Annotated in this window: 24 protein-coding genes; 5 read left to right on the top strand and 19 right to left on the bottom strand. The window is 62.6% G+C overall.

The window, feature by feature from the left end:
* The first annotated feature begins 26 nt into the window (after nt 1–26).
* Nucleotides 27–1,367, top strand: coding sequence for a hemolysin family protein (locus ACQ4W0_RS27715; protein ID WP_436579666.1), 1,341 nt, complete (start codon nt 27–29; stop codon nt 1,365–1,367).
* On the opposite strand, the gene ACQ4W0_RS27710 is transcribed toward ACQ4W0_RS27715, so the two are convergent.
* From ACQ4W0_RS27710 to ACQ4W0_RS27685, 6 genes are read right to left on the bottom strand one after another with little or no spacing between them, the layout of a single operon-like run.
* Nucleotides 1,364–2,443, bottom strand: a complete 1,080-nt coding sequence (locus ACQ4W0_RS27710) for an AI-2E family transporter (RefSeq protein WP_436579665.1) — start codon at nt 2,441–2,443, stop codon at nt 1,364–1,366. The genes ACQ4W0_RS27715 and ACQ4W0_RS27710 overlap by 4 nt on opposite strands.
* A 42-nt stretch (nt 2,444–2,485) precedes the next feature.
* A complete protein-coding gene (locus tag ACQ4W0_RS27705) occupies nt 2,486–3,079 on the bottom strand; it encodes an SCO family protein (protein WP_436579664.1) in 594 nt (197 codons plus the stop codon).
* Nucleotides 3,076–3,975: a heme o synthase gene (gene cyoE / locus ACQ4W0_RS27700; protein ID WP_436579663.1), complete on the bottom strand. Its 900-nt coding sequence runs from the start codon at nt 3,973–3,975 to the stop codon at nt 3,076–3,078. The genes ACQ4W0_RS27705 and cyoE overlap by 4 nt, the downstream gene beginning before the upstream one ends.
* Entirely contained in the window at nt 3,976–5,151 is a 1,176-nt protein-coding gene (locus tag ACQ4W0_RS27695; protein ID WP_436579726.1) for a COX15/CtaA family protein, read from the bottom strand. It lies immediately after the preceding gene.
* 18 nt (nt 5,152–5,169) lie between these two features.
* Entirely contained in the window at nt 5,170–5,799 is a 630-nt protein-coding gene (locus tag ACQ4W0_RS27690; RefSeq protein ID WP_436579662.1) for an SCO family protein, read from the bottom strand.
* The gene (locus ACQ4W0_RS27685; protein WP_436579661.1) at nt 5,780–6,526 is read right to left on the bottom strand and encodes an SURF1 family protein; all 747 of its coding nucleotides are present in this window, start codon (nt 6,524–6,526) and stop codon (nt 5,780–5,782) included. Before ACQ4W0_RS27685 ends, ACQ4W0_RS27690 begins: the two co-directional genes overlap by 20 nt.
* 36 nt (nt 6,527–6,562) lie before the next feature.
* Here ACQ4W0_RS27685 and ACQ4W0_RS27680 point away from each other — a divergent pair, with 36 nt between their 5' ends.
* Complete coding sequence (locus tag ACQ4W0_RS27680; RefSeq protein WP_034748996.1) at nt 6,563–6,763, top strand: twin transmembrane helix small protein; 201 nt, start codon at nt 6,563–6,565, stop codon at nt 6,761–6,763.
* A 121-nt stretch (nt 6,764–6,884) separates the two neighbouring features.
* On the opposite strand, the gene ACQ4W0_RS27675 is transcribed toward ACQ4W0_RS27680, so the two are convergent.
* Genes ACQ4W0_RS27675 through coxB form a run of 6 tightly spaced genes read right to left on the bottom strand, consistent with a single transcriptional unit; the run spans nt 6,885 to nt 11,564 of the window.
* The gene (locus ACQ4W0_RS27675) at nt 6,885–7,745 is read right to left on the bottom strand and encodes a cytochrome c oxidase subunit 3 (protein ID WP_436579660.1); all 861 of its coding nucleotides are present in this window, start codon (nt 7,743–7,745) and stop codon (nt 6,885–6,887) included.
* A gap of 40 nt (nt 7,746–7,785) precedes the next feature.
* Complete coding sequence (locus tag ACQ4W0_RS27670) at nt 7,786–7,992, bottom strand: DUF2970 domain-containing protein (protein ID WP_034749002.1); 207 nt, start codon at nt 7,990–7,992, stop codon at nt 7,786–7,788.
* Between the two features lie 9 nt (nt 7,993–8,001).
* The gene (locus ACQ4W0_RS27665) at nt 8,002–8,574 is read right to left on the bottom strand and encodes a cytochrome c oxidase assembly protein (RefSeq protein WP_436519826.1); all 573 of its coding nucleotides are present in this window, start codon (nt 8,572–8,574) and stop codon (nt 8,002–8,004) included.
* Between the two features lies 1 nt (nt 8,575).
* Nucleotides 8,576–8,680, bottom strand: a complete 105-nt coding sequence (locus ACQ4W0_RS27660; protein ID WP_219116544.1) for a cytochrome oxidase small assembly protein — start codon at nt 8,678–8,680, stop codon at nt 8,576–8,578.
* A gap of 51 nt (nt 8,681–8,731) precedes the next feature.
* Nucleotides 8,732–10,342 carry a cytochrome c oxidase subunit I gene (gene ctaD, locus ACQ4W0_RS27655; RefSeq protein WP_436579659.1) on the bottom strand — a complete coding sequence of 537 codons (1,611 nt, stop codon included), beginning with the start codon at nt 10,340–10,342 and terminating at the stop codon, nt 8,732–8,734.
* A 13-nt stretch (nt 10,343–10,355) separates the two neighbouring features.
* Nucleotides 10,356–11,564 (bottom strand): cytochrome c oxidase subunit II, encoded by a 1,209-nt coding sequence (gene coxB, locus ACQ4W0_RS27650; RefSeq protein WP_436579658.1) that lies wholly within the window; start codon nt 11,562–11,564, stop codon nt 10,356–10,358.
* A gap of 78 nt (nt 11,565–11,642) precedes the next feature.
* Here coxB and ACQ4W0_RS27645 point away from each other — a divergent pair, with 78 nt between their 5' ends.
* The gene (locus tag ACQ4W0_RS27645; RefSeq protein ID WP_436579657.1) at nt 11,643–11,870 is read left to right on the top strand and encodes a hypothetical protein; all 228 of its coding nucleotides are present in this window, start codon (nt 11,643–11,645) and stop codon (nt 11,868–11,870) included.
* 159 nt (nt 11,871–12,029) lie between these two features.
* On the opposite strand, the gene ACQ4W0_RS27640 is transcribed toward ACQ4W0_RS27645, so the two are convergent.
* The gene (locus ACQ4W0_RS27640; protein WP_436579656.1) at nt 12,030–12,953 is read right to left on the bottom strand and encodes a methyltransferase domain-containing protein; all 924 of its coding nucleotides are present in this window, start codon (nt 12,951–12,953) and stop codon (nt 12,030–12,032) included.
* 57 nt (nt 12,954–13,010) lie between these two features.
* On the opposite strand from ACQ4W0_RS27640, the gene ACQ4W0_RS27635 reads away from it, so the two are divergent.
* A complete protein-coding gene (locus tag ACQ4W0_RS27635) occupies nt 13,011–13,760 on the top strand; it encodes a ComF family protein (RefSeq protein ID WP_436579655.1) in 750 nt (249 codons plus the stop codon).
* 31 nt (nt 13,761–13,791) lie between these two features.
* Nucleotides 13,792–14,262: a tRNA (uridine(34)/cytosine(34)/5-carboxymethylaminomethyluridine(34)-2'-O)-methyltransferase TrmL gene (gene trmL / locus ACQ4W0_RS27630; protein ID WP_133988631.1), complete on the top strand. Its 471-nt coding sequence runs from the start codon at nt 13,792–13,794 to the stop codon at nt 14,260–14,262.
* Here trmL and ACQ4W0_RS27625 read toward each other — a convergent pair.
* The 6 genes from ACQ4W0_RS27625 to ACQ4W0_RS27600 are packed head-to-tail and all read right to left on the bottom strand — an operon-like array spanning nt 14,259 to nt 23,431.
* The gene (locus ACQ4W0_RS27625) at nt 14,259–15,005 is read right to left on the bottom strand and encodes a hypothetical protein (protein ID WP_436579654.1); all 747 of its coding nucleotides are present in this window, start codon (nt 15,003–15,005) and stop codon (nt 14,259–14,261) included. The genes trmL and ACQ4W0_RS27625 overlap by 4 nt on opposite strands.
* A 17-nt stretch (nt 15,006–15,022) precedes the next feature.
* A complete protein-coding gene (locus ACQ4W0_RS27620; RefSeq protein WP_436579653.1) occupies nt 15,023–16,240 on the bottom strand; it encodes a hypothetical protein in 1,218 nt (405 codons plus the stop codon).
* Between the two features lie 33 nt (nt 16,241–16,273).
* A complete protein-coding gene (locus tag ACQ4W0_RS27615; RefSeq protein WP_436579652.1) occupies nt 16,274–19,963 on the bottom strand; it encodes a tubulin-like doman-containing protein in 3,690 nt (1,229 codons plus the stop codon).
* 37 nt (nt 19,964–20,000) lie between these two features.
* Nucleotides 20,001–20,438, bottom strand: coding sequence for a hypothetical protein (locus ACQ4W0_RS27610; RefSeq protein ID WP_436579651.1), 438 nt, complete (start codon nt 20,436–20,438; stop codon nt 20,001–20,003).
* A gap of 42 nt (nt 20,439–20,480) precedes the next feature.
* A complete protein-coding gene (locus tag ACQ4W0_RS27605; RefSeq protein WP_436579650.1) occupies nt 20,481–21,950 on the bottom strand; it encodes a hypothetical protein in 1,470 nt (489 codons plus the stop codon).
* Nucleotides 21,947–23,431 (bottom strand): hypothetical protein, encoded by a 1,485-nt coding sequence (locus ACQ4W0_RS27600; RefSeq protein ID WP_436579649.1) that lies wholly within the window; start codon nt 23,429–23,431, stop codon nt 21,947–21,949. The genes ACQ4W0_RS27605 and ACQ4W0_RS27600 overlap by 4 nt, the downstream gene beginning before the upstream one ends.
* Between the last annotated feature and the right edge of the window lie 25 nt (nt 23,432–23,456).

Raw genomic sequence — 23,456 nt, 5'->3', positions numbered from 1 at the left:
TTTACCAGCCCATCTTCTGCGCCCCCATGCACAATGTCTTGCTAGTCCTGCTCGCCCTCTTCCTGGTCGCGCTGAACGGTTTTTTTGTTGCCGCCGAGTTTGGCATCGTCACATTGCGGCGCACGCGCATCCGCGCCATCGCCAAGACGCAGGGATTGCGGGGCAGCATCCTGGCCAAGGTGCATGGCCAGCTGGACGCCTATCTGTCCGCCTGCCAGCTGGGCATTACCCTGGCATCGCTGGGCCTGGGTTGGGTCGGCGAACCGGCGTTTGCCGGCTTGCTCGAACCCGTGTTCGGCGCCATCGGCGTCACTTCGCAAGAACTGATCCACGGCGTCTCGTTCGTCGTCGCCTTCAGCGTCATTTCCTTCCTGCACATCGTCGTGGGCGAACTGGCGCCCAAATCGATGGCCATCCGCAACCCGGAAGCCGTCGGCCTGTGGAGCGCGATTCCCCTGTATGGTTTCTATTGGGCCATGTATCCGGCCATTTACCTGCTCAACGCCAGCGCCAACTGGGTGCTGCGCATGGCAGGCCTGTCCGGCAAGGGCGGCCACGATGCCCATTACTCGTCCGAAGAACTCAAGCTGATCCTGCGCACCAGCCAGCCCGGCGAGAAGTTTACGCGCGACGAACGCAACATCCTGGCGCAGTCGCTCGATTTTGAACAGATGACAGTGTCGGACCTGATGCGCCCGATCAACGAAGTGATCGCCCTGCACGCCTCGCGCACGCTGGAAGAAAACCTCGACACAGTGCTGCGCAACCGCTTCAGCCGCTATCCGTATTTCGACATGAATGAAGACGATGTGCTGGGCGTGGTGCACTTGAAAGACCTGTTCTTTGCCCAGCAGGCAGGCAAACCGATCACCTCGCTGACGCCTTTTTTGCGCCCCGTCGACATCATTTCCGCGCGCACACCGGCGCTCGAACTGTTTCGCCGTTTCCGCGACGGCGCGCCCCACTTCGCCCTGATCGGCGAAAAAGGCAAGCGCCCGCTGGGTTTCATTACGCTCGATAACTTGCTCGGCGCCATGGTCGGCGAAATCCGCGACGAATTCCGCCGCAATGAAAACGACTGGCTCAAGCAAAGCGACGGCACCCTGATCGGCAAGGCCAGCCTGCCCATCTTCTCGCTCGAACGCATCCTCGGCATCGATATCGAAAACGAGGAACTGGGGCTGGATGACGTGGAATCGGTGGGTGGCTTGATCATGGTCAAGCTGGGGGATATTCCGAAGCAGGGCCAACGCATCACCTTTGTCGACTTCGACATCGTCGTCAAGAAGATGAACGGGCCCCGCATCGTGCTCATCAAGGTGATCCCCAAGCAGGAACGCGACCTCGATGCGGACTTACGCGACTAATCTTTTTTCAAGGTAATCGTATCCTTGCCCTGTGGCACGGTGGTCTCGCCCACCGTCCACGTTTGCAGCAGGCTGTACAGCACCGCCAGCAGGGTCGGCCCGATGAAGATGCCGACGAAGCCGAAGGCCAGCACGCCGCCCAGCACGCCCAGCAGCACCAGCAAAAACGGCAGGCTGCTGCCGCGGCTGATCAGCATGGGTTTGACCACGTTGTCCACGCCGCTGATCAGCAGCGCGCCCCACACCAGCATGAAAATACCCCAGCCCGTCTGCCCGTCCGTAAACAGCCAGATGGCGGCGCCGCCCCAGATCAGGGGCGGGCCCACGGGAATCAGCGAAAAGATGAAGGTGGCCACGCCCAGCAACGCTACGGCGGGCACGCCGGCGATCAGAAAGCCGATCACCGCCACCAGGGCCTGCGCCAGCGCCGTGCCCAGCAAACCGTACATGACGCCGCGCACGGTGCGGCTGATGGTCAGGCCAACGCCCGGCGCGCTGTCGCCGATGATGCGGCCGGCGCCCGTCATCAGGGCCCGGCTCAGTTGCTGGCCGTCGCGGTAGAGGAAGAAGCTGACGAACACGGCCAGGCTGGTCTGCGCCAGGCCCGTGCCCAGCAAGATGCCGCCGGAAGCGAGGAAATGACGCGCCGGCTCCAGCATGGTCTTACCCAAATTCAATAATTCCTCACGGTCAGCGAGCAGGCGCTCAACGTAGCCAGCGATGGTTTCGCCCACCACGGGGATGCTGGCCAGCCAGGCCGGCGGATGCAGGCCGCCCGATTCCAGCGCCGTACGCAACTGCTCATAGATGCGCGAAACATTGTCGGCCAGGTTGTAGGTGACGAGGGCCAGCGGCAGCACGATGACCAGCACCAGGGACAGGGTCATGATGGCGGCCGCCCAGTTGCGCCGGCCTTTCAGGCGCTCGAGCAGAAGAATATACAAAGGCCAGCTGGAAATGCCCACGCAGGCGGCAAACAGCATGGCAGCGAGGAAAGGCCGCAAGACGAAAAAGCAGCCTATCAGCAAGAAGATGATGGCTGCCAGGCGGGCGTGAGGCTCGAAACGTTTATCCATGTACTGCATATCCTGAAGATGGCGCCTGGGGGCGCGACCGGGTCAGGATAGCAGAAGTTTAAGATCGTGCGCGATGGCGGCAGGTTTTTCGCCGTGGCGCACGAACAGGCGGATCTTGCCTTCGCGGTCGAACACATAGGTGCCGGCCGTGTGGTCGACCGTGTAGCTGCTATCCGTTTCGCCCTCGACCTTGGCGTAATACACCTTGAATTCCTTGGCCACCTTGGCCGTCGCCGCTGCATCGCCATACAGGCCCACGAAGCGCTTGTCGAAGGCGGGCACGTACTGCGCCAGCAATGGCTGCGTGTCGCGCTCGGGGTCGACGGTGACGAACAGCACTTGCACCTGCTCCGCCTGCGGGCCCATTTCCTGCATCACCTGCGCCATGTCGGCCATGGTCGTGGGGCACACATCCGGGCATTGCGTGTAGCCGAAAAACATCAGCACCAGCTTGCCCTTGTAGTCGGCCAGCGTGCGCGGGTGGCCCGTGTGGTCCGTCAGCGCGAACTCGCGCGCGTAGCCCAGGCCCGTCACGTCCGTATTCTTGAATTCCAGCTTGGTCGCGGCAGGCTTGCCGCAGCCGGCGAGAACGGCGACCAGGGCGGTCGCCAACAACAAGGTCAGGTATTTTTTCATGTTCCGAGGGGAATGTAGTGGTCGACCAGCAGGGCCGCGAACAGCAATGCCAGGTAAATGATGGAATAGGTAAACGCTTTGCGCGCGATCAAGTCCGTGTAGTGGCGGTACATCTTCCACGCGTAATACAGGAAGCCGGCATTCAGCAGCACGGCCGAGGCCAGGTAGATCAGGCCGCTCATGCGCACGGCAAAGGGCAGCAAGGTGGTGGCCGCCAGCACGATCGAGTACAGCCAGACGTGGAATTGCGTGAATTTCAAGCCGTGCGTGACGGGCAGCATGGGCAAGCCCGAGCGCGCGTAATCGTCGCGCCGGTACATGGCCAGGGCCCAGAAGTGCGGCGGCGTCCACACGAAAATGATCAAGACCAGCAGCCACGCCTGCATCGGCACGTCGTTGGCGACGGCGGCCCAGCCCAGCGCGGGCGGCATGGCGCCGGACAGGCCGCCGATGACGATATTTTGCGGCGTGGCCGGTTTCAGCACCATGGTGTAGATCAAGGCATAGCCGACAAAGGTGACAAAGGTCAGCCACATGGTCAGCGGATTGACGAGGTTGTACAAAATCGCCATGCCCAGGCCGCCGATCACCAGCGCGAACACCACCGTCTGCTTCACGCTGATGTCGCCCATGGCCATGGGGCGGCGCGCCGTGCGGGCCATACGCGCATCGATTTCGCGCTCGGCCAGGCAGTTGACGGCAAACGCGGCGCCGGCCAGCAGCCAGATGCCGAGGGTGCCGAACACCACCGCGCGCCAGTCAGGCAACTCCTCGCTGGCCAGGAACATGCCGATGACGGCGCAAAACACGGCCAGTTGCGTCACGCGCGGCTTGGTCAGCGCCCAGTACTGGGCGATGCGGGGGGAAGGTTTACGGCTGATGGTCTGAGTAGTCATTTATGCGGTACGGGAAGGACTGGCTGATGCAGTGGGCACTGTCGCGGAGGCGCAAGCGCGCTTAACAGTGCGCGCTACATCGAGTTGGAATTTAGCCTTGTAGTTTAACATGGTCAGCAACAACACGAGCAGCGCCGCCCCGCCGTTATGCAGCACGGCAATCGACAATGGCCAGCTCAGGTAGATCGTCGCCAGGCCCGTGGCAGCCTGCAAGGCCAGCACCAGCGCAAGCCAGCGCGCCGTGCCGCGCAGGGACGGCAGGCTCCACGCGCGCAACACCGTATAGCCGACACCGGCCAGCACGACGAAGGCGAAGTTGCGGTGCACCCAGTGGATGGCCGTCAGCGCAGAAAATGGCAAGTAATGGCCGGCGGCTGTCTTGCCAAGTTCGCGCCACAAATGGAAACCATGCTCGAAATCCATCTCCGGAATCACCTTGCCGCCGCACAGGGGGAAATCCGTGCAGGCCAGGGTGGCGTAGTTGGTGCTTACCCAGCCGCCCAGCGCGATCTGCACGGTGAGCAGCACCAGCGACATGACGGCCAGCGCGCGCACGGGACGCAGCACGGAAGCGTCCGCATCGGCGCGCAGTATCGGTTTGACGGCATGATCCTGGCGCCCGCCCAGCCAAGTCAGCATGGCCAGCAAGCCCATGCCCAGCAGCAAGTGGATGGTGACGATCACCGGCTGCAGCTTCAAGGTCACCGTCCAGGCGCCGAACGCGCCCTGCAAGCAGACGAACAAGAACAGCGCCGTCGGCAGCGCCGGGGCGAATTCCTGCCGTTTGCTTTTGCGCCACTGGCGCCACGCCTGCACCATCATCGCCACGATCAGCACGCCGATGGCCATGGCCAGGTAGCGGTGGGTCATCTCGATCCACGCTTTCACCACCGTCACGGGTCCCGTCGGCATCAGGGTTTCCGCCGCCACGATGTGCTCGTGCGCCAGGAAAGGATTGGCAGAACCATAACAGCCTGGCCAGTCAGGACAACCGAGGCCGGAATCGGACAGGCGCGTGAAGCCGCCAAACATGATCAGGTCGACCGTCAAAAAGACGGCGATCCACACCAGCTTGCGGTATTTATTGGCGTCCGCGGACACCCACACCATGGTCAGCGGCAGCAGCGCCACCAGCAAACCTGTCAAGCCCAGCTGGGCCAGCGCGGAGAGATGCATCGTCGGCATGCAGCCTCCTCAACCGATCGCCGAAGCTTTGAGCAGCTTGGCGATATCTTTCTTGATCTTGTTCGGGTCCGCATCTTTCGGGAAGCGCATCATCAAATTGCCCAGTGGATCGATCAAATACAGGTGGTCGCTGGTCTTGCCGCCCGCCTCCACGGGCAGCCAGGCCGTCAAGGCGTCGCCATTCACGCGCAGCATGCTGGTGCCATCGAATTCGCGCATCACGAGGGTGTCGAGCGGCTGGGCATCCGTCACCAGCCAGACGCGTTCCAGGCGTTCGCGTTCCTTGCCTTGCATCAGGCGCAATTGTTGCATGTCAAACAATTGCTTCTTGCACGCGGCCTGGCAATCGGACGGTCCCGTTTGCAGCAGCACCCACTTGCCCTTGAATTGCGCCAGCGGCGCGGCCTTGCCGTCGAGTTCCGTCACCTGTAGCTGCGCTTCGGGAATCGGGTGCAAACGGGGGTCGATCAGGGCGCCATAATTGTTGCGGCCCGTGGGCTTGATGATGTAATACGTGAAATACGAGGCGATGATGGGAAAGGCGCACACGGCCACCACCGCCAGCAGTTTCCAGCGTCCGCTGTTCTGCGTCTGTTTCTCGGGGCTGTCTTGCGTTGCTTCAGGGCTGTTTGTTTGCACGTCGAAATCCTGTAAAGACAAAAAATAAAAAAGCCATCAGTGCCAGTGCATACCACTGGAATGCATAGCCGCGGTGCTTGTCGACGCCCAGGTCGGGCGCCGGCCAGTCGCGCACGGGAAGCGCGCTGGCCGCTGGCACCGCGGCCACATCCACTGTTTGTTCGAGGAGGAAGGGCTGCAAGGCCAGGCCGCTGGCCCGGGCCAGTTGGCCGATATCGGCATTTTGCACGATGGCGTGCGGCGCCAGGGCCGGCGCCGTGCCCAGTTCCATCACGTGACCCGCGTTCAGGCGCGCGATGCCGCTAATGGTGACCTTGCCCGCGGGCGTGGCGTAGTCGGGGATGCGCGTGCGCTCGGCGTTGTTGCGCGGCAACCAGCCCTGCGCCACCAGCACGTGCATGGCGGAACCGTCGATCTGGAATGGCGTGAGCACGTGAAAACCCGCCTGGCCCTTGTAGGGCCGGTTGTCCAGGTAGACCGTCCAGGCGGGCACGAAGCGGCCCGTGACGGTGACGCGGCGGTATTCGATCGCTTGCGCATCGGCCGGCAGCAAAGGGGCGGCGCTCAAGGCCAGGGGTGCGGCCTGGTTGCCCGCCTCCAGCCGGGCAGCGCGGGCAAGTTTCTCGTCGCCACGGCGCTGCTGCCATTGCGCCAGCGATACCCCCAGGGCCACCAGTAGCAGCATTACAACAAATGGAATCCATCTAAAATGGAAGCGGATACGCATTACAATGAAACCTCCTCAAGCCTGGCGCTACCATCCATGAAAATCCTCGTTGCCATTGCCTTCATCCTGATCCTCGGCAGCCTGGGCTCGGCCCTGTTCTTCCTCATGCGCGACAAGGGCAAGAGCAACCGCACCGTGCAGGCGCTGGCCCTGCGCGTGGGGCTGTCGATCACCCTGTTTTTGCTGATACTGCTGGCGCACAAGCTCGGCTATATTCAGCCGACGGGCATACATTAAGCTTCTTCTTGCCTGATTGGCAAATTCTTCACACTAAGAAAAAAGCCGTACCCAGGATCTCCCGGTACGGCTTTTTTTATGGTGCAGGCCGCCTAACAACGGCGCGCGCCCTGCCCCGCCATTATAACCAATACACGACCACGTACAGGCCCAGCCAGACGACGTCGACAAAGTGCCAGTACCAGGCGGCGCCTTCGAAGCCGAAGTGGTGGTCGGGCGTGAAGTGGCCTTTCAGCACGCGGTACAGGATGACGGACAGCATGATGGCGCCCAGGGTCACGTGGAAGCCGTGGAAGCCCGTCAGCATGAAGAAGGTGGCGCCGTAGATGCCGGACGTCAATTTCAAGTTCAGTTCGCTGTAGGCGTGCATGTATTCGTACACTTGGAAGCCCATGAAGATGGCGCCCAGCACGATGGTAGCGAACAGGAACAGCGCCGTCATGGCGCGGTGGCCGGCGCGCAGCGCGTGGTGCGAGATAGTCAGGGTGACACCCGACGTCAGCAGCAAGGCCGTATTGATGGTCGGAATCCAGAACGGCGTCATGGTGGTAAATTCCTGCACCGTGCCGGCCGGGCCCGTATTACCCCAGTGGGCGGCGAAATCGGGCCAGATCACCTTGTGGTCGAGGTCGGCCAGCCACGGCATGGAAATGCTGCGCGCATAGAACAGGGCGCCGAAGAAGGCGGCGAAGAACATGACTTCCGAAAAGATAAACCAGCTCATGCTCCAGCGGAAGGAGTGGTCGATGCGCTCGCTGTACAGGCCCTGCTCCGATTCGCTGATGGCGTCGCCGAACCAGAAATACAGCACCAGCAGGATGCCGGCGATGCCGATGAAGTTCAGATAGGGTCCCCACGACACGTCGTTGACCCAGGCCGAGGCGCCGATCATGGTCAGCAGCAGACTGGCGCCGCCCAGCATGGGCCAGCGCGAGGGGCCGGGCACGAAATAATAAGGTACGGCGGCGTGGTTGGAACTCATCATCATCTCCTCAAAAACTTATACGGTGGTTTTTTATAATTTATAAAACGACGAATTTAACAATCGAAATCAAGATGCCGATCAGGCAAGCCACCACCAGGAAGCCGGCGATGACGATGTGCACGGGATTGAGCTTGGCCGAATCCGTGTCGAAATCGCTCTTGCGGCGCAGACCCGTGAATGACCACACCACGGCCCGCAGCGAATACAGGAACGACGCTTTTTCAGGCTGCTTGGATTCGCCCATGGCACTCTCCTATTGGACGGCCGGCGTCTGAGCCTGGCTCAGACCGGCAATCTCGAAAAACGTGTACGACAGGGTGATGGTTTTCACCTCTTTCGGCAGGGCCGGATCGAGGAAGAACACCACTGGCATCTGCCGCGCTTCGTGGGGTTTCAAGGTCTGCTGCTTGAAGCAGAAGCACTCGACCTTCTTGAAATGCGGCGTGGCGCTTTGCGGCGCATAGCTGGGGATGGCTTGCGCGTTGACGACGCGGTTTTGCGTGTTGACCACTTCATACATGACGGTCACCAGTTCGCCCGGATGCACTTGCATGCTCGACACGGTCGGGCGGAAACGCCAGGGTCCCTGCGCATTGCCGTCGAACTCGACGGTGATGCTGCGCGTCGTATCGACCTGCGTATTGTTATCGTAGGCCACCGTGCCATCTTTTTGCGTCAGCACGTTGATGCCCATCACTTCGCAAATCTGCTTGTAGACGGGAATCAGGGCATAGCCAAAGCCAAACATCAGGATGGCAATGACGATCAGCTTGCCCAGCATCTTGCGGTTCAGGCCGCGTGTTTCCTGTTGGTGGGGCGTTGTCACGTCAGAGCCACATGCGCTTGACGAATACGGACAGGAAGAAGAAGGCCGCCAGGGCGGCCAAGATCAGCCCGGTACGCAGGTTATTCGGTTTTTTACGTTCGGTCATGACAGGCACTTTATTCAAGACGGGCCGCGAAACACGCCGGCCCGGGATACCTTATTTCACTGTCGGCGGCGTTTCAAACGTGTGGAATGGCGCCGGGCTCGGTACGGTCCATTCCAGGCCTTCCGCGCCTTCCCATGGTTTCGCTGGCGCAGCCTTGCCGCCACGGATGGTCGGCAAGACCACAAAGAACAGGAAGTACACCTGCATCAGGCCAAAGCCGAAGCCGCCGATCGAAGCGATCATGTTGAAGTCCGTGAACTGCGCCGGATAGTCGGCGTAGCGGCGCGGCATGCCGGCCAAGCCCAGGAAGTGCATCGGGAAGAAGGTCACGTTGAACGTGATCAGCGACAGCCAGAAGTGAATCTTGCCGCGCGTCTCGTTGTACATGTGGCCCGTCCATTTCGGCGACCAGTAGTAGAAGCCGGCGAACAGGGCAAACAGCGAACCGGCCACCAGCACGTAGTGGAAGTGCGCCACGACATAATAGGTATCCTGCAGCTGGATGTCGATCGGCGTCACGGCCAGGATCAGGCCCGTGAAGCCGCCCATGGTGAAGACGAAGATGAAGCCTACAGAGAACAGCATCGGCGTCTCGAACGTCATGGAACCCTTCCACATCGTGGCGATCCAGTTGAACACTTTCACGCCCGTCGGCACGGCGATCAACATGGTCGCGTACATGAAGAACAGCTGGCTCGTCACCGGCATGCCGGTGGTAAACATGTGGTGCGCCCAGACGATGAACGACAGGATGGCGATCGAGGCCGTGGCGTACACCATCGACGCGTAGCCGAACAGGGGCTTGCGGGCAAACGCGGGCAGGATCTGCGAGACGATGCCGAACGCCGGCAAGATCATGATGTAGACCTCGGGGTGGCCGAAGAACCAGAAGATGTGCTGGTACATGACGGGGTCGCCGCCACCTGCCGCGTTAAAGAAGGACGTGCCGAAATGGCGGTCTGTCAGGGTCATGGTAATGGCGCCAGCCAGCACGGGCATGACGGCGATCAACAGATACGCGGTAATCAGCCAGGTCCAGCAGAACATCGGCATTTTCATCAGGGTCATGCCAGGGGCGCGCATGTTCAGGATGGTGACGATGATGTTGATCGAGCCCATGATGGACGAAGCGCCCATCAGATGCATGGCGAAAATAGCCATGTCCATGCCAGGGCCCATTTGCGTCGACAGCGGCGCATACAGGGTCCAGCCGGCAGCCGTAGCGCCGCCCGGCACGAGGAAGGACGTGGCCAGCAGCAGCGCGGCCGGTGGCAGCAGCCAGAACGAAAAGTTGTTCATGCGGGCAAACGCCATGTCGGATGCGCCCACTTGCAGCGGGATCATCCAGTTGGCGTAGCCCACGAAGGCCGGCATGATGGCGCCAAACACCATCACCAGGCCGTGCATGGTGGTCAGCTGGTTGAAGAATTCAGGGTGAAAGAATTGCAAGCCTGGGTGAAACAGTTCCGTACGGATCATCAGGGCCAGCACGCCGCCCGACAGCAGCATGATGAACGAAAACCACAGGTACAGGGTACCGATATCTTTATGATTGGTGGCAAACAGCCAGCGGCGCCAGCCGTGGGGATGATCGTGGGCGTGGTCGTGACCGTGACCGTGACCGGCGTGATCCAAGGTGCTAGTGCTCGTGCTAGTACTCATATACGGCTCCTAATTACTTGCGTGCAGCCACGACTTCGGCTGGTTGAACGATGTTCTCTTCGGCCTTGTTCGACCAGGAATTGCGCGTGTAAGTGATCACTGCGGCAATTTCCGTGTCGGACAGCTGTTTCCACGCTGGCATTTCAGCAGGGAACTTGCCGCTCTTTTGCCCGTTCAGCAAGACATGCATCTGTGCCGCTTTCGGACCGTTCACCACGGCAGAGCCGTCCAGCGCTGCAAACGCACCGGGTACGCCCTTGCCGGTTGCCTGGTGGCAGACCACGCAGTTGGCCGTATACACTTTCTCGCCCTTGACCTTCAATTCGTCGATGGTCCACACCTTGCTTGGATCATCGGCCAGTGCCGCCATTTCCTTTTGTTTTACATCAACCCAGGCCTTGTAGTCATCTGCCGATACGACCTTGACGACGATGGGCATGAAGGCGTGTTCCTTGCCGCACAGCTCGGCGCAATTGCCGCGGAAGGTGCCGATATGGTCGGACTTGAACCAGGTATCGCGCACGAAACCCGGAATCGCATCCTGCTTGACGCCAAAGGCGGGCACGGACCAGGCGTGGATGACGTCGTTGGCCGTCAGCACCATGCGGATCTTCTTGTTGACGGGCACCACGACTTCATTGTCGACTTCGATCAGGTAGTTTTCGCCCCGTTTTTCCGTCGGCGGCACGCCGGGCGCACCCACTTGCGAGCGCGGCGTGGCCAGGTTGGAGAGGAAGGAAATGCCTTCGCCCTCGCCTTTCAGGTAGTCATAGCCCCATTTCCACTGCATGCCGGTGGCCTTGATGGTGATGTCGGCGTTCGAGGTATCTTTCATGCCCACCACGGTGCGCGTGGCAGGCAAGGCCATGCCGATGACGATCAGGAAGGGCACGACGGTCCAGGCGATCTCGACGGTGGTGCTTTCGTGGAAGGTGGCCGGTTTGTGGCCCAAGGACTTGCGGTGCTTGAAGATGGAATAAAACATGACGCCGAATACAGCCACGAAGATCACCAGACAGATGATCATCATCAGGGTGTGCAAATCGTAGATTTCATGGGCGATCTGTGTCGCCGGCGGTTGCAGATTCATTTCGAACGGCACGGGACCGCCGGTGCCGGGATAGGTACTGGCAGCCGGTGCCGCCGTGGCCCATCGCCCGATGCCAAACGCTGTCAAAGACAGCCCGAGCAGCAACGATTGAAGTCGCTTTGCATGTGTCATGTTTTCCCCAACCACCCAAAAATAATGATATTTTAAACGGCTGCGGATTTCTCCGTACTGGACCGCTGCCGCTCCTCCATGAAAGCAACACGGCCAGAATACGGCCATGTGCGTCAAGCACCAGCGAATTCCATGCTGGCTGCCGCAACAAAAACGGCGGCGCGCAACCATGCTGGAACCCTGTTTTTCTTCCCCACCTTGAAATGGCCTCGTGTGGAAGATGGTTACTATACTAATGCAGTAACTTCAAATAAGTCTTGCTTTGTTTTTTTTATTTTGTATGCAGCCCTTGTTTTTTCTACTTAACAAGCTGACAAACAATCAACGATTATAATCAAGTAAACTTGAATCCATCAAGCAATAATCGGCTTTGTGCGCACCCTTCTCCTGGCCGCCGCGCGCTTTGCAACGGTTACTGCAGCATTGACGCGCGGATGCCGACCAAGTGTCGGTTTCTTTAGCCTTTTATTTGGGTTTTCTGGGTAAATCAAATCGGATAATGGCTTCGCCATTGCGCGTCACGCGCGGCGCGGGACGGAAGGCGTGGCCATAGATGACCTCGAAACTCAGGCCCAACTTGCCGTCGGGACGGCGCATCTTTTCCAGCGCATCGAGCATGCGCTGCCAGGCCGCCTTGCCCATCAAGCCGCGCCGGCGCGTGGTCAAGGGGTTGCCGCCAAAGGCACGCACGTCCGCCAGCAGTTTTTCCGCCGTATCGTAGGTGACGGTGATGATCTCCATGTCCAGCACGGGCGTGGAAAAACCCGTTTCGACCAGCATGTCGCCAAAGTCGTGCATGTCGACGAAGGGCAAGGCGTGCGGATATAAATCCGCTTCTGCAAAGGCGTCGCGCACTTCGCGGAAGGTATCGGGGCCGAAGCAGGAAAACATCAGCAAGCCATCGAGGCGCAGCGCGCGCCGCCATTCGGCAAACACGCGGTCGGGCTGGGCATGCCAGTGCAGCGCCAGGTTGGACCATACGAGGTCAATGCTGCCCTGCGCCAACGGCAGGTCGCCCAGGTCGCCGCACAATAAATCCACGCCCGCCTTGGCCGGCAGCAACTTGCTGAGGAACTGGTTCAGGCTGGCCAGTTTCGACGCAGGCGCGCGCGCCGCCTGCACCATCACTTGCGCTGCATCGAGACCGATAATCTGCGCGGCGGGATAATCCTTATGCAACTGCGCCAGGTCCGCGCCGGGGCCGCAGCCGGCGTCAAGCACGCGCAAGGGCGTGATTTTCACCAGCTCCAGGCGCTCGTGCATGCGCTTTGATACTTCGCGGCGCAGGAAGTCGGACGGCGCGATGCGCACCGGACGGGAAAAGAAATCGCGTACTTGCACCGCATCGATGGGCGCACTCATTTTGGGCGGACTGGTGGGAACTGGCATGTTGAAACCGGTGAGGTGAGATAATGTCGGCAGTGTACATGGAAGGACGCCATCGCGATGCGGACCGCCACCCAGCACCGCCTTGATGCCGCATGGCAGGCGCTGCGCCAGTGGCTGGGCGCCACGCTGCTGCCGGCCCAGTGCGCGCTGTGCGGCATCGGCTGCCCGGAAGTGCTGTGCCCGCCCTGCCGCGCGCAGTACCTGGGCCTGCTGCGTCCCCGCTGCCGCCGGTGCGCCAATCCGCTCGCTGACGTGGCAACGCTGTGCGGCCGCTGCCTGCACCAAAGGCCCGCGTATGACGCCACCGTCACGTCGTTTGATTATGCGGCGCCCGTCGACCAGTTGCTGTTGCAGCTGAAATTCGGCGCGCGCCTGGCGCTGGCGCCCCTGTTGGCAGAATTGCTGCATGTTGCCATTCAGCAACAATCAACTTGGGAAGCGCCGCAACTGCTGTGCCCTGTGCCGCTGGGCCCGGCCCGCCTGGCCCAGCGGGGCTTCAACCAGGCGCTGGAAATTGCCCGCCCGCTGGCGCGCCTGCTGGACGTACATTTACAGCCCCGCCTGGCGCTGCGCGTGCGTGAAACCAGGGCGCAAAGCGGCGTGGCGCCGCAGGAACGGCAAGCCAACCTGGCGCACGCCTTCGCCATCGCGCCGGAATGCGCGGGACTATTGCAAGGCTGCCATGTCGGCATCGTCGACGATGTGATGAGCAGCGGCCATACCGTCAATGCCCTGGCCACCGCCTGCAAGCGCGCGGGGGCGGCGAAGGTCAGCATCCTGGTCGTGGCGCGCACGCCGCCGCATTAGAAAGATTAGCTACATATATGAGGAGAGCATTTTGTTTCACGTTGTTTTGGTAGAACCTGAAATCCCGCCCAATACGGGCAACGTCATCCGCCTGTGCGCCAACACGGGCGCGCAGCTGCACCTGGTCGAACCGCTGGGCTTCCCGCTCGACGATGCCAAGATGAAGCGCGCCGGCCTCGATTACCACGACTACGCCAAGATGAAGGTGCACAAGAATTGGGCAGCGTTCCTGGCCGACACCCAGCCCGACCCGGCGCGCATGTTCGCCATGACCACGCGCGGCTCGCGCCCGTTCGGCGACGTGGCCTTCTTGCCGGGTGACGTGTTCGTGTTCGGTTCTGAGACAAAAGGCCTCGATCCCGCCCTTCGCGACGGTTTTCCTGCCGAGCAACGCATCCGCCTGCCCATGCGCCCCGACAACCGCAGTTTGAATTTGTCGAATACGGTGGCGGTCGTCGTCTACGAGGCCTGGCGCCAGCACGGCTACTCTGGGGGAGCTTAACGCAGCGCCAGCTGCGGCGCGGCACCGTCCGAGTCCAACATCACCAGCTGCGTGTGCAGGTCGCGCGTGGCGGCCAGCTTGCCGTTCACGTACAGATTCGTCTTGACGCCATACACGCCCTGCGACACGCCGGCCGGCAAGGTCAGCTCGAACGAGTTTTCAAAACGCCCGCCCGATTTGTTGTTGCTGGCCAAGGCTTTCGAGCCAGACTTGAATGGCTGGCCCTGCGGATCGAGCACCACCAGCTCTTCGCGCACGTCGTTGACGCTTTGCGTGCTGCCGTTGACCAGCTCCACCACCGAATGGACCTTGAACGGCTGGCCACGCTTGACGGTGGCCGCGCTCAGCTGCGGCGTGTACGACACCACTTGCGGCTCGCGCGGCAGCGCGCCGCGTGCGCGGATATAGTCGCGGTCCGCCTGCGCTGCCGTCTTGGTCTGGCGTGAATTGACATTGATGGCCAGGCAACCGGCCGCCGCTAGGCCACCGCCGATGGCGGCGCCCTTCAGCGCGCCATTCTTGCCGCCCGCCAGCGCGCCCAGCAGCGCCCCCACGGCTGCGCCGGCCGCTGCCGTCGTGCCCACGCTGCAAGGATACTCATCCGTGGCCGCCTGGGTTCCGCCTTGCGGATAGGCACTGTCCTCGCGCACGCCGTTCGGGCTCATCGTCGCCGTAGCGCAGCCGGCCAGCATGGCCGCGATAGTCAGTGCAGCAGTGGCGCGCAAGGTGGTGTGATTCAGCATGGTGGCTCCCCCGATGACTAATTGATCGTTGTTTCCGTTTGCAACACTTGCCGTTCCCGTTCGCGGATGCGGCGCGACAGATTGTCGATGCGCGCATTGCCGGGATCGACGCGGCGCGCGCTTTCCAGATACGTCTTGGCCGCATCGAACTTACCTTCCAACAACGACCGCTCGGCGTCGCGCAGGAACGATTGCGCCATCTCGCTGCGCATGGCCGCGCCGTTATCCATGGGCGATGCTTCCAGCGGACGGCGTTCGGCCACCGCTGAACGTTCGACCGCGCGCGCGGGCGCCGGTTCCGTTGGCATGACGCGGGCCGGTGCCGTTTCCAGCGGTGCCGGTGCAGAAACGGGCGCAGGCGCGACGGCCGCTGACAAGGCTTGCACGTCGGCCTTCAACTGCGGCAATTCCGCCGCTTCGCGGTCGATCGCTTCCAGCCTGGCGATGCCATTGCGTGCCGATGTCGCATCCTTGCCATCGAGTGCCTGGCGCACTCCCACCAGCACGGATGCGGCTGCCGCCTGCTGGCGCGCCAGCTGCTTGCGCAAGGATGCCACGCTGGCAGCGCCCGCGCAATCGGCGTCGAGCGCGGCGATGCCCTTGACGGCACTTTGCAATTGATGGCCATCGATATTGCGCTCGATGGCACGCACGCCGCGCTGGCAACTGCCTGATGCGGCGCCCGCCTTGCCGATCGCCGCCTGCAAATCGTCCGCCTTGGCGCTGGACTTGCCGGTGCACACATTTTTCGCCGTCGCCAGCTTCTGGCGGGCGCCGTCCAGGCTGCCATTCGCTACCAATTTGAGGCCGCTGTCGATGGCGTCATTGCAAGCCGACTCATTCTTGCCGCCCGGCTTGCCATTCATGTAGACGACGACGGCCGCCAGCACGGCAAGACCGCCCAGCCAGCGCAGCCACTTGCGCGGCGGTGACGGCGGTTCGGTTGACGCCGGTGAAGCAACCGGCACGGGCTTTGGCACGGTTTTCGGCTGGGCCGGCTTCGGTAGCGCAGACGGCGCGGACACCGGCACCGGCGGCGCTTTCGGCGCCGGCGCCACCGGCTGGGGCGGCGGCTTGGGCGCCACTGGCGGCGCTACTGGCATAGCCACGGGCACAGGCGCGGGCACGGGCGACAGCAGCGGCGGTACAGCCGCGCCAGCCTGCGCTTGCCCACAGTACGGGCAATGGCTGACAGCGAGCCACAGGCCGCCCTGACATTTGAGGCAGATATCCAAAACTAATCCTTCATTCCAACGTCATTCCAGCGTTTACAGGGGCGGCGGCATCAACGGTGGCGGCGCACTGAGGAACAAAGGCGCCAGCTCGGCGAACTGGGCCAGATCGACCCAGGCCGGCAAGCCGGCGCGCCACACCTTGGTAGTGGCTGGCACGACCTGACCCGCCTGCACGTACTGCACGATCTGCTGGGCCGTGAACGGTCCCTGCTGCTGGCCGTTTATGCCCAGGAAATACTGGTGCTCCACCAGCGGTGGCGGCATGCCGCCCAGCGGTGGCGGCGCCATGCCAAAAACCGGGGCCGCCGGCGCGCCGGCCGGGCGCAGCAATTGCTCCAACCGCCCCGCTTCCAGCATTTCCCCCTTGATCGCATACTTCAGCCGCGGCTGGCCGTCCGCTTCCGGCTCGCGCACTTCCCAGTCGTAGGCATCGCTGTCGGAGTCGCCGATGACGTTCGCCCATTCCTTCAGGCGACCCAGCAGGGCTTGCACCGTGCGATCGAGCTCATCGCTGGCCATGCCCTTGCGGCGCGCCGACTCGCGCAAACGCGCGCCCACTTCGGCGGAAATGGCGCTGCCAAAGCCGATATACGGCAGCTGCGAGCCATCGGCCTGCGCCACCAGCTTCGGCGCATACACGCCCCGTTCATAGTATTTTGCCAGCGCCGCCATGGCTGCCGTCTGCACGGCGTCAAGCGCAGCGAGTTTTCCCTCGATGCGCAGGGCGATATTTTTCTCGTATGAGGCGGGCATGCCGTTCTGGCGGATGGCCCGTTCATTGCCGATGCGGCGCAAGTCGCCCGGTTCGACGGCAAACTGGTACTGGCCCGGCGGCACGACGCGGCCCGTGTGGCGCGTCAGTATACCCAGCATGATGGCTTGCAGGAATTCGCCGAAATCTTCCGCCAGGCGCTTCATCTCGTCCGTGTTCGGCGCGATCGGATGCGTAAATTGCGTCGGATCAATATGCGTGTGGGTCGGCGCCTTGTCGTTGTCGCCTTCCTTGCGGTAGCTGGTGCGCCAGCCTTCCAGGCCCCGCAGCACCGTCATCGGCACGCCCGCCAGCTCGCAATAGCAGACGGCGCGCCCGCGAATGCCCGTCTCGACGATTTCCAGCTGGCTCACCGTGATGCCCACCTGGGTCGGCACGCACGATTCGAGCTCGGCGCCGAATTTCGCCTTGAAGGCGGCCGCGTTGGCCACGCCGATCACACACTTGAACTGGTCCGACACGACCGTGAAGTCGCCCGCCATGTTGGCGTCGATCCATGGCATGGAGCAGGCCAGCAGCTTGCGGAAGCGGTCCAGGCGTTCGGACACATCCATCTGTTCCAGCGCCTCGAACAAGGGGTCGGGCGTGCTCGTCGCCCCTTCCACCAGGCCCGCCGTGGCGATCATGTTCTCGGCCATGCGCGTGACTTTGGCCAGGATCAAGCCCCGCTGCGCCGGTTCGCCCAGCATGGGGAACAGCGCTTTCGAGCCGCCCATGTCCTTGAACGCCTCATCGGCCCACTGGCGCAAGGTGGCCGCCGACGGCAGCGCAATGTCTTTTTCCGTGACGGGAATGACGATCAGGGTCGCGTGTTCCTTGTCCAGGTCCTTTTGCAGGATGGAATTGGCGGTTTTGAGTTCCGCCAGCATGGCCAGCACGCCTTCGCGGCCCGTTTGCAGCTCGCCCACCAGGCCATTCCACTGCGCGCGGCCTTGCGCATCGACGCCGATCCGGTTGCCCAGCCAGCGCGACAGTTCGCCCAGCAGGATGACGGACTCGTCCGCCGCCTTGGCGCGCAGATGGAATTTCAGTGCATTCGCCATTTCCGTGCGCAGATGGTCCATCACCACGCCCGCCTGCTTTTCGCCATTGCTGAGGAAACCGAAGGTGCTGCGCGTCTGTTCCAGGTTATTCAACAGGCGCTCGTATTCGCGCGAACGCACGGCTTCCTTGATTTCGCGGTAACGCTCGGCATTCGCGCCAATCTGCGCCGTCAAGCCGCTGCCCGGCGCCTCGATGCGGTCCTTGATCTGTTCCACCAGCGACAGCACGTATTCCAGGCCGCCGAACTCTTTATTATCAAGATAGCCATACAACTGGTCGCGCACGACTTTCTTGACATCCTCGAGCACTTCGCGGCGACGCTTGCTGATGCGGTCTTCCGTCGTGTCGGCCGTGGAATCCTGGTCGCGCACGGCGTCGCGTTCCAGGTGCTTCATGGCGTCGCGCACCTGCGCCGGCCATTCGCTGCGGTCAAAACCCGTGCGGATATCGTTGATGCGCGTGTTGACCCGGTTTTCCACGCCAGCCAGCAAGTGGCCGTGGCGGTCTTCCAGCAATTCGTCGACGACGCGGAAATCGATGAAGTCGCCGCTGGAGCGCTTCAATTCGATGCTCTTGTCGGAAAACTCGGGGAAATCGCTGAACGGCGTGCCCTTCAGGAACATATTGGCGGCGACGAAATTATCGCGCTGCGTATCCGTGGCGCGGTTGGCGCCCGCATCCGTGCCGCCCACGCCAAAGAACGCTTGCAGCATGGCGCCGGCCCAGCGGTGAGCCCGCTCATCGCGCGCCGCTTCCTGGCGCGTATCGAGCACGGCCATGCCGAACGAGGAAAAACGCTTCGAGAAATACAGGCGCATGTCGCCGAAGCGGTCTTGCGGCACGGGCGCGTTGTACAGGGAGTTCTTTTGCTGCGCCTGGTTGACGGCGATCGAGCGCTTGGCGCGCGCAAAGTCGGCCGAGGCGAAATCCTCGAACAGCGAGTCGGCCACCATGTGGTACACGTCGCTGACTTCCTTGGTGTGCTGCTGGGCAAGATTACCCGAATCGATCAGGTAGACCTCGCTGTACGGCTCGCGCGTCAGTTCTGGCCGGTCATACGCATCCCAGCGGCCCACGTAGCCCTTGTTGCCCATCATCGCCGATTCCAGCTCCATCAGCGCCGCATAGCCGTTGGCCTCGACCCGGTCCTTGTTGGCCTTGGTGTAGCCGGTCGGCAAGAACAGCATCAGCTCGACGTCGGCCGCGCCCACTTCGCTGCGCGCCAGCCAGCGCGCCAGCAAGCCCATGTCGAGGAAGGAACCGGAACCCGTGCCACCGGCCACAGAACCGACGATGACGATGCGAAAACGATTCGTTTCCATGCGTAAGCCCAGCTCGGCCAGCTGGCGCTCGTGCGACAGGCCCGCCTTCAGGGCTTTCAGTTTCAAACGGATCTTGTCGCGGATCTTGGCATACTTGTCGAAGAAATACAGGCGCGAGACGGCGCGGATCTGGCCAGCGCCGCTGCTCATGTCGAAACGCAATTCGCGGATGCGCTGCGGTGTCAGGGGCAGCCATTCCTTGATGTGCGGATATTTCTCCAGAGAATCTTCATCGCGGCTGTACTTGTCCATGTCGAACGATTCGACCACCTTGTCGTCATCCGTGAACTTCACTTGGTCGAATTGCAAGTCTTTCGCCTGCGATTCGCCGCTTTCGATGACGGCGCCATTGTCCAGGTCGAAATGGATGAATTGCGCGATGGGAAAGTCCGCCAGCCCTTCGATGCGCGTGCGCTTGCCCGCACCGCCCCACTGGGTGTTGAGAATGCGCCGACGCACGCGCATCAGCACCTGCATGCCCGTGCCGCCGATGCCGATGAACAGGGTCGGGCGCAGTTCGATAATCTTGTCCTGCTTGCGCTCGTTGGCGCCGCCGGTGATGAGTTGGTTCAGGTTCTCTGCCATGATGATTCCTTCGATGATGCGTACGACGGCGTGCGGCTTAGCGGCGGCTCGATGTAAAGGTCAACAGTAACGCGACCAGGCCCACCAGTACCAGCGGTCCCATGAACAGTGGCGCGAGGAATTTATGCGCGTTCACGGCTGCCAGCACCACGCCCGTGGCCAGGCTGGCCAGAAAGATGAACAGCCACCAGCCCGAGGCATTGGCCTTGTTGGGCGGCACGCGCTTGGCCACCAGGCCATTCGCATAGGCATTCTTGGCAAAGAAAAAGGCGATGAACAACAGCAACAGCACCACGCCACCGACCAGCGTGTCGCGCGACGAGGTATCGGTGGTGCTGGCAGGATCGAGCGCGGGCGCAGGCTCGGTGGTGGCGGTGGCGGCCGCGCTGGCTGCGGATGCATCCGCAGCGGGCGGCGCAGACGCCGGGGCCGGCAAGGTAAAACCTGCGTTGTCTTTTGGAGTATCTTGCGCCATGGTATGCCTCAGTTGAATGGAAGGTTTTTAAAGAATAGTTGTTCAGGCCAGGCTCAGGGTATGGCCTTCGGCCACGCGCACGATGGCCGGCTTGCCCAGGCCACGTTTGAGTTCGCCGATGTCGCGGCCGTCATCATCGCGGATCTGCACGCTTTTGAATGGCTTCAATAACACTTGCCGCTGCACGCCATCGGCCATCACCTTGTAGCGCGTGGCGCGCGTGCCCAGCAAACCCAGCGCCAGCAAGCCCAACACGAGTGCCAGCACGCCGCCCAGTATCACCAGCACGGGCAGCAGCGGATACTGTATGCGCACCAGCAACGGGATCGTCGCCTGCGACACGCGCACGCTGTCGGGCGGCGTGAACATATCCGAGATCGGGTCACCGGGGAACAGTTCCTGCAAATCCTTGCCAAAACTGGACGCCAGCGCCAGCCGCTGTTCCGACAGGCCCACCTGCGCCTGCATCGGCAGCATCACCTGCTTGCCCATGGCGGCAATCGCTTGCGCCGACCACGGCGAAGGAATCTGCGCCATCGGCAGGGCAAACTGTACCTGCACGGACTGGCTGGCGCCCGGCTGCAGCTGGTGGATTTGATCGGGCGCAACCTGCAGGGGCGCGTTCTGCCCGGCCAGGCTGGCGTGCACTTTGGCGCTGTCGATCACATACGGGAAAAACATGTTTTGCAGGGACGCCTGCAACACCACTTGCGGCACCAGATTCGCCGCATCGACGTCGAGCACGATGGTGCGCCCATCGCGCCCCAGGCTGGCGTGCACATTGGCGCTGTTCTTGACGGACTGGGGCACGATGCGCACGGCATCCTGGTCCACCGGTTTCAGGCGCGCCGGCGGGCGCGTCAGCACTTGCGACAGCCGCCCTTCGGTCAGGATGCGGTTCAGGGCCTCGGACGCCGGCTGGCCATACGCGAGCGCATACACCATCAAGCCCTTGGCGCTATACAGCTTGCCCTGCACGGGCATGCGCAGCGGAAACACCACCGTCTTGGTGATCGACGGCTCCAGGTGCAGCAAGCGGTAAAAGTCGCGGTTGCGTTCGGCCGTCTGGCTGTCGTTGTTCGGGCTGTTCTTGTTATTGGTAAAGATCCACACGATGCCGGACGCAGACTGGAACGGGCCCGTGATGGTCTTGGTGACGGCTTCCTGGAAATCCGTGTCGGCCAGCGCGCCGCCGGCGCTCTTGCGCGCAAGGCCCAGACTGGCCAGCTGGCCCGCAACGCCCCCGCCGCCCTGCCCTTGCCCCAGCAGCGACGGCGACACGTGCGCGCCGCTGCTCTGGCTGAACGCCAGGGTATAGACTTTATCGGACGGATTCGTGGCGGCCTGCGCCACGGCGCCCACCAGGGCTTTCAGTTGCGAATGCTCATCCGTGTAGAACGGCTCCATCCAGCCCGAGTTTTGCACCAGAAACGCTTGCTGGATGCCGGCCGCGTGCGCAGCGGCAGCGCTGAAAAACACGGCGCAGGCCACGATCAGTAAGCGCGCCTTCATGCCTGCAAGGTCCAGCCATCGATGCGCGACAGCAGCGGGTGGTACGCCCACAGCGTGCGTTCATGGACAAACAGGCGTACGCGCCACGGCTCGCTGACGGCAAAGGTGTGAAACACGGTTTCGCGCAATTCATCGTCCTGCACCAGCTGCGCCGCCAGGCGCTCGTTCGAGCGCAGCACGCTGGACAGGCCGGCGCTGGTGGCAAACTTCACGCCAAACACACTGTTGCCAGCACTCGATTCCAGCAGCGGCATGACAGCCTGGTTCTTGCCGCCATCGTCGCCATGTTCCGGCTCTTCCCACGGCGCCGTTTTCAGCTTGGTGGCGAAGCGGTAATTGAAGCTGCCAGAACACAGGCGCGGCGCCAGCGCATCGGCCTTCTCGACCTGGGCGCCCAGTTTCACGTAGACATAGGTGCCGCGGCGGCTTTCAAAGCACAGTTGCCACAGGCCACCGTCGCGCGACAGGTAGGGGCTGCCGAATTCAAAGTGCGGCACCAGCCCTTCGGGCCAGGGCGTGAACGAGGCGGCCACGTTGCCGTCCGGCTGCAGTTGCAGCCGCAGCTGGCCGTTGGCGCAGGGCCACACGGCCATGCGGTTGTAGGCCACGGGCGCGCTGACGGCGCCCAGTTCCACGACACCATCAAGCAGCACGTCGCTGCCCGGCTTTTGTTGCGCGTCAAGGTTGACGAAGCGGATGCGGCCATCGTCGTCGCGCAGCGGCGCCCACAGGCGGTTCTGGAACCAGACGGGCGCGGCAGCGCACGGCGCGTTGCCCACATGCTCGACCACGTAGCTCAGCGAAGGCACGTCGGGACGGATGCAGGCCAGGCCATGGCTGGTCGGCAAGACCAGCACGCTGTTGAACTCCGGCACCAGCTCGGCGCGCCAGGCGCCGTGGGCCAGGTCCGATTCGGCCAGCAAGCCGCCATATTCGGGGTCCAGCGCCAGCCAGCGTTTCGAGGCGGGCAGCCAGGCGTGCAAGACGGCCTTGCGCGGGTCGAGCGCCAGCAGCGCGGCGGCGCTGGTGCCGAACTGGGCGGAAAAGAATTCGTACTCGCCCGGCGGCGGCATGGGCAGCGAGGCGTCGGCCTGCGCATGCTCTTCGCGCGCGCGCTGGTCAGCCAGTTTCAGGGGCACGCTGGCCTGGCGCAAGCCGGCCGCGCCAGCCGGTGGCACATCGCTGACGGGATGCGCACCGTAGGGCGGCACCCAGGGCGGTGTGGCGGCCGTGTCGGGCGGCATTTGCAAGGCCGCGCCCGAGGCGGGGTCGAACGAGAATTCAGGCGGAAACTGCCTCACGGGCGTGCCGGCGGCAGCGGGCAGGCGCCGCGCGTGCATCAGCAGACCGATATCGGCAGCGCTCAGCAAGGGCGAGACGTTCTGGCCGTCCGCGCTGCGCTGCATTGTCCACGCGCCATCGTCATCGACGTACCAGACGCCAGAGGGCACTGCCCAATCCCCAGAAGTTTTAAGATCCATGTATTTTCTATGACAAGCAATGCAT

Origin of the sequence: Janthinobacterium breve (assembly GCF_051380895.1) — a bacterium.
Classification (GTDB): Bacteria; Pseudomonadota; Gammaproteobacteria; order Burkholderiales; family Burkholderiaceae_D; genus Janthinobacterium.
The sequence above is the reverse complement of the archived record's forward strand: the minus strand, read 5'-3'. Positions and strand labels throughout refer to the sequence as shown.

What these genes read in the sequence shown, in the direction of transcription:
- ACQ4W0_RS27670 (WP_034749002.1), bottom strand. Translation starts at nt 7,992, where the DNA reads ATGGGCGAATCCAAGCAGCCTGAAAAAGCGTCGTTCCTGTATTCGCTG.
- coxB (WP_436579658.1), bottom strand. Translation starts at nt 11,564, where the DNA reads ATGACACATGCAAAGCGACTTCAATCGTTGCTGCTCGGGCTGTCTTTG.
- ACQ4W0_RS27695 (WP_436579726.1), bottom strand. Translation starts at nt 5,151, where the DNA reads ATGCATCTCTCCGCGCTGGCCCAGCTGGGCTTGACAGGTTTGCTGGTG.
- ACQ4W0_RS27645 (WP_436579657.1), top strand. Translation starts at nt 11,643, where the DNA reads ATGAAAGCAACACGGCCAGAATACGGCCATGTGCGTCAAGCACCAGCG.
- ACQ4W0_RS27635 (WP_436579655.1), top strand. Translation starts at nt 13,011, where the DNA reads ATGCGGACCGCCACCCAGCACCGCCTTGATGCCGCATGGCAGGCGCTG.
- ACQ4W0_RS27685 (WP_436579661.1), bottom strand. Translation starts at nt 6,526, where the DNA reads ATGCGTATCCGCTTCCATTTTAGATGGATTCCATTTGTTGTAATGCTG.
- ACQ4W0_RS27705 (WP_436579664.1), bottom strand. Translation starts at nt 3,079, where the DNA reads ATGAAAAAATACCTGACCTTGTTGTTGGCGACCGCCCTGGTCGCCGTT.
- ACQ4W0_RS27600 (WP_436579649.1), bottom strand. Translation starts at nt 23,431, where the DNA reads ATGGATCTTAAAACTTCTGGGGATTGGGCAGTGCCCTCTGGCGTCTGG.
- cyoE (WP_436579663.1), bottom strand. Translation starts at nt 3,975, where the DNA reads ATGACTACTCAGACCATCAGCCGTAAACCTTCCCCCCGCATCGCCCAG.
- ACQ4W0_RS27675 (WP_436579660.1), bottom strand. Translation starts at nt 7,745, where the DNA reads ATGAGTTCCAACCACGCCGCCGTACCTTATTATTTCGTGCCCGGCCCC.
- ACQ4W0_RS27715 (WP_436579666.1), top strand. Translation starts at nt 27, where the DNA reads ATGCACAATGTCTTGCTAGTCCTGCTCGCCCTCTTCCTGGTCGCGCTG.
- ACQ4W0_RS27610 (WP_436579651.1), bottom strand. Translation starts at nt 20,438, where the DNA reads ATGGCGCAAGATACTCCAAAAGACAACGCAGGTTTTACCTTGCCGGCC.
- ACQ4W0_RS27680 (WP_034748996.1), top strand. Translation starts at nt 6,563, where the DNA reads ATGAAAATCCTCGTTGCCATTGCCTTCATCCTGATCCTCGGCAGCCTG.
- ctaD (WP_436579659.1), bottom strand. Translation starts at nt 10,342, where the DNA reads ATGAGTACTAGCACGAGCACTAGCACCTTGGATCACGCCGGTCACGGT.
- ACQ4W0_RS27710 (WP_436579665.1), bottom strand. Translation starts at nt 2,443, where the DNA reads ATGGATAAACGTTTCGAGCCTCACGCCCGCCTGGCAGCCATCATCTTC.
- ACQ4W0_RS27605 (WP_436579650.1), bottom strand. Translation starts at nt 21,950, where the DNA reads ATGAAGGCGCGCTTACTGATCGTGGCCTGCGCCGTGTTTTTCAGCGCT.
- ACQ4W0_RS27615 (WP_436579652.1), bottom strand. Translation starts at nt 19,963, where the DNA reads ATGGCAGAGAACCTGAACCAACTCATCACCGGCGGCGCCAACGAGCGC.
- ACQ4W0_RS27625 (WP_436579654.1), bottom strand. Translation starts at nt 15,005, where the DNA reads ATGCTGAATCACACCACCTTGCGCGCCACTGCTGCACTGACTATCGCG.
- ACQ4W0_RS27660 (WP_219116544.1), bottom strand. Translation starts at nt 8,680, where the DNA reads ATGACCGAACGTAAAAAACCGAATAACCTGCGTACCGGGCTGATCTTG.
- ACQ4W0_RS27640 (WP_436579656.1), bottom strand. Translation starts at nt 12,953, where the DNA reads ATGCCAGTTCCCACCAGTCCGCCCAAAATGAGTGCGCCCATCGATGCG.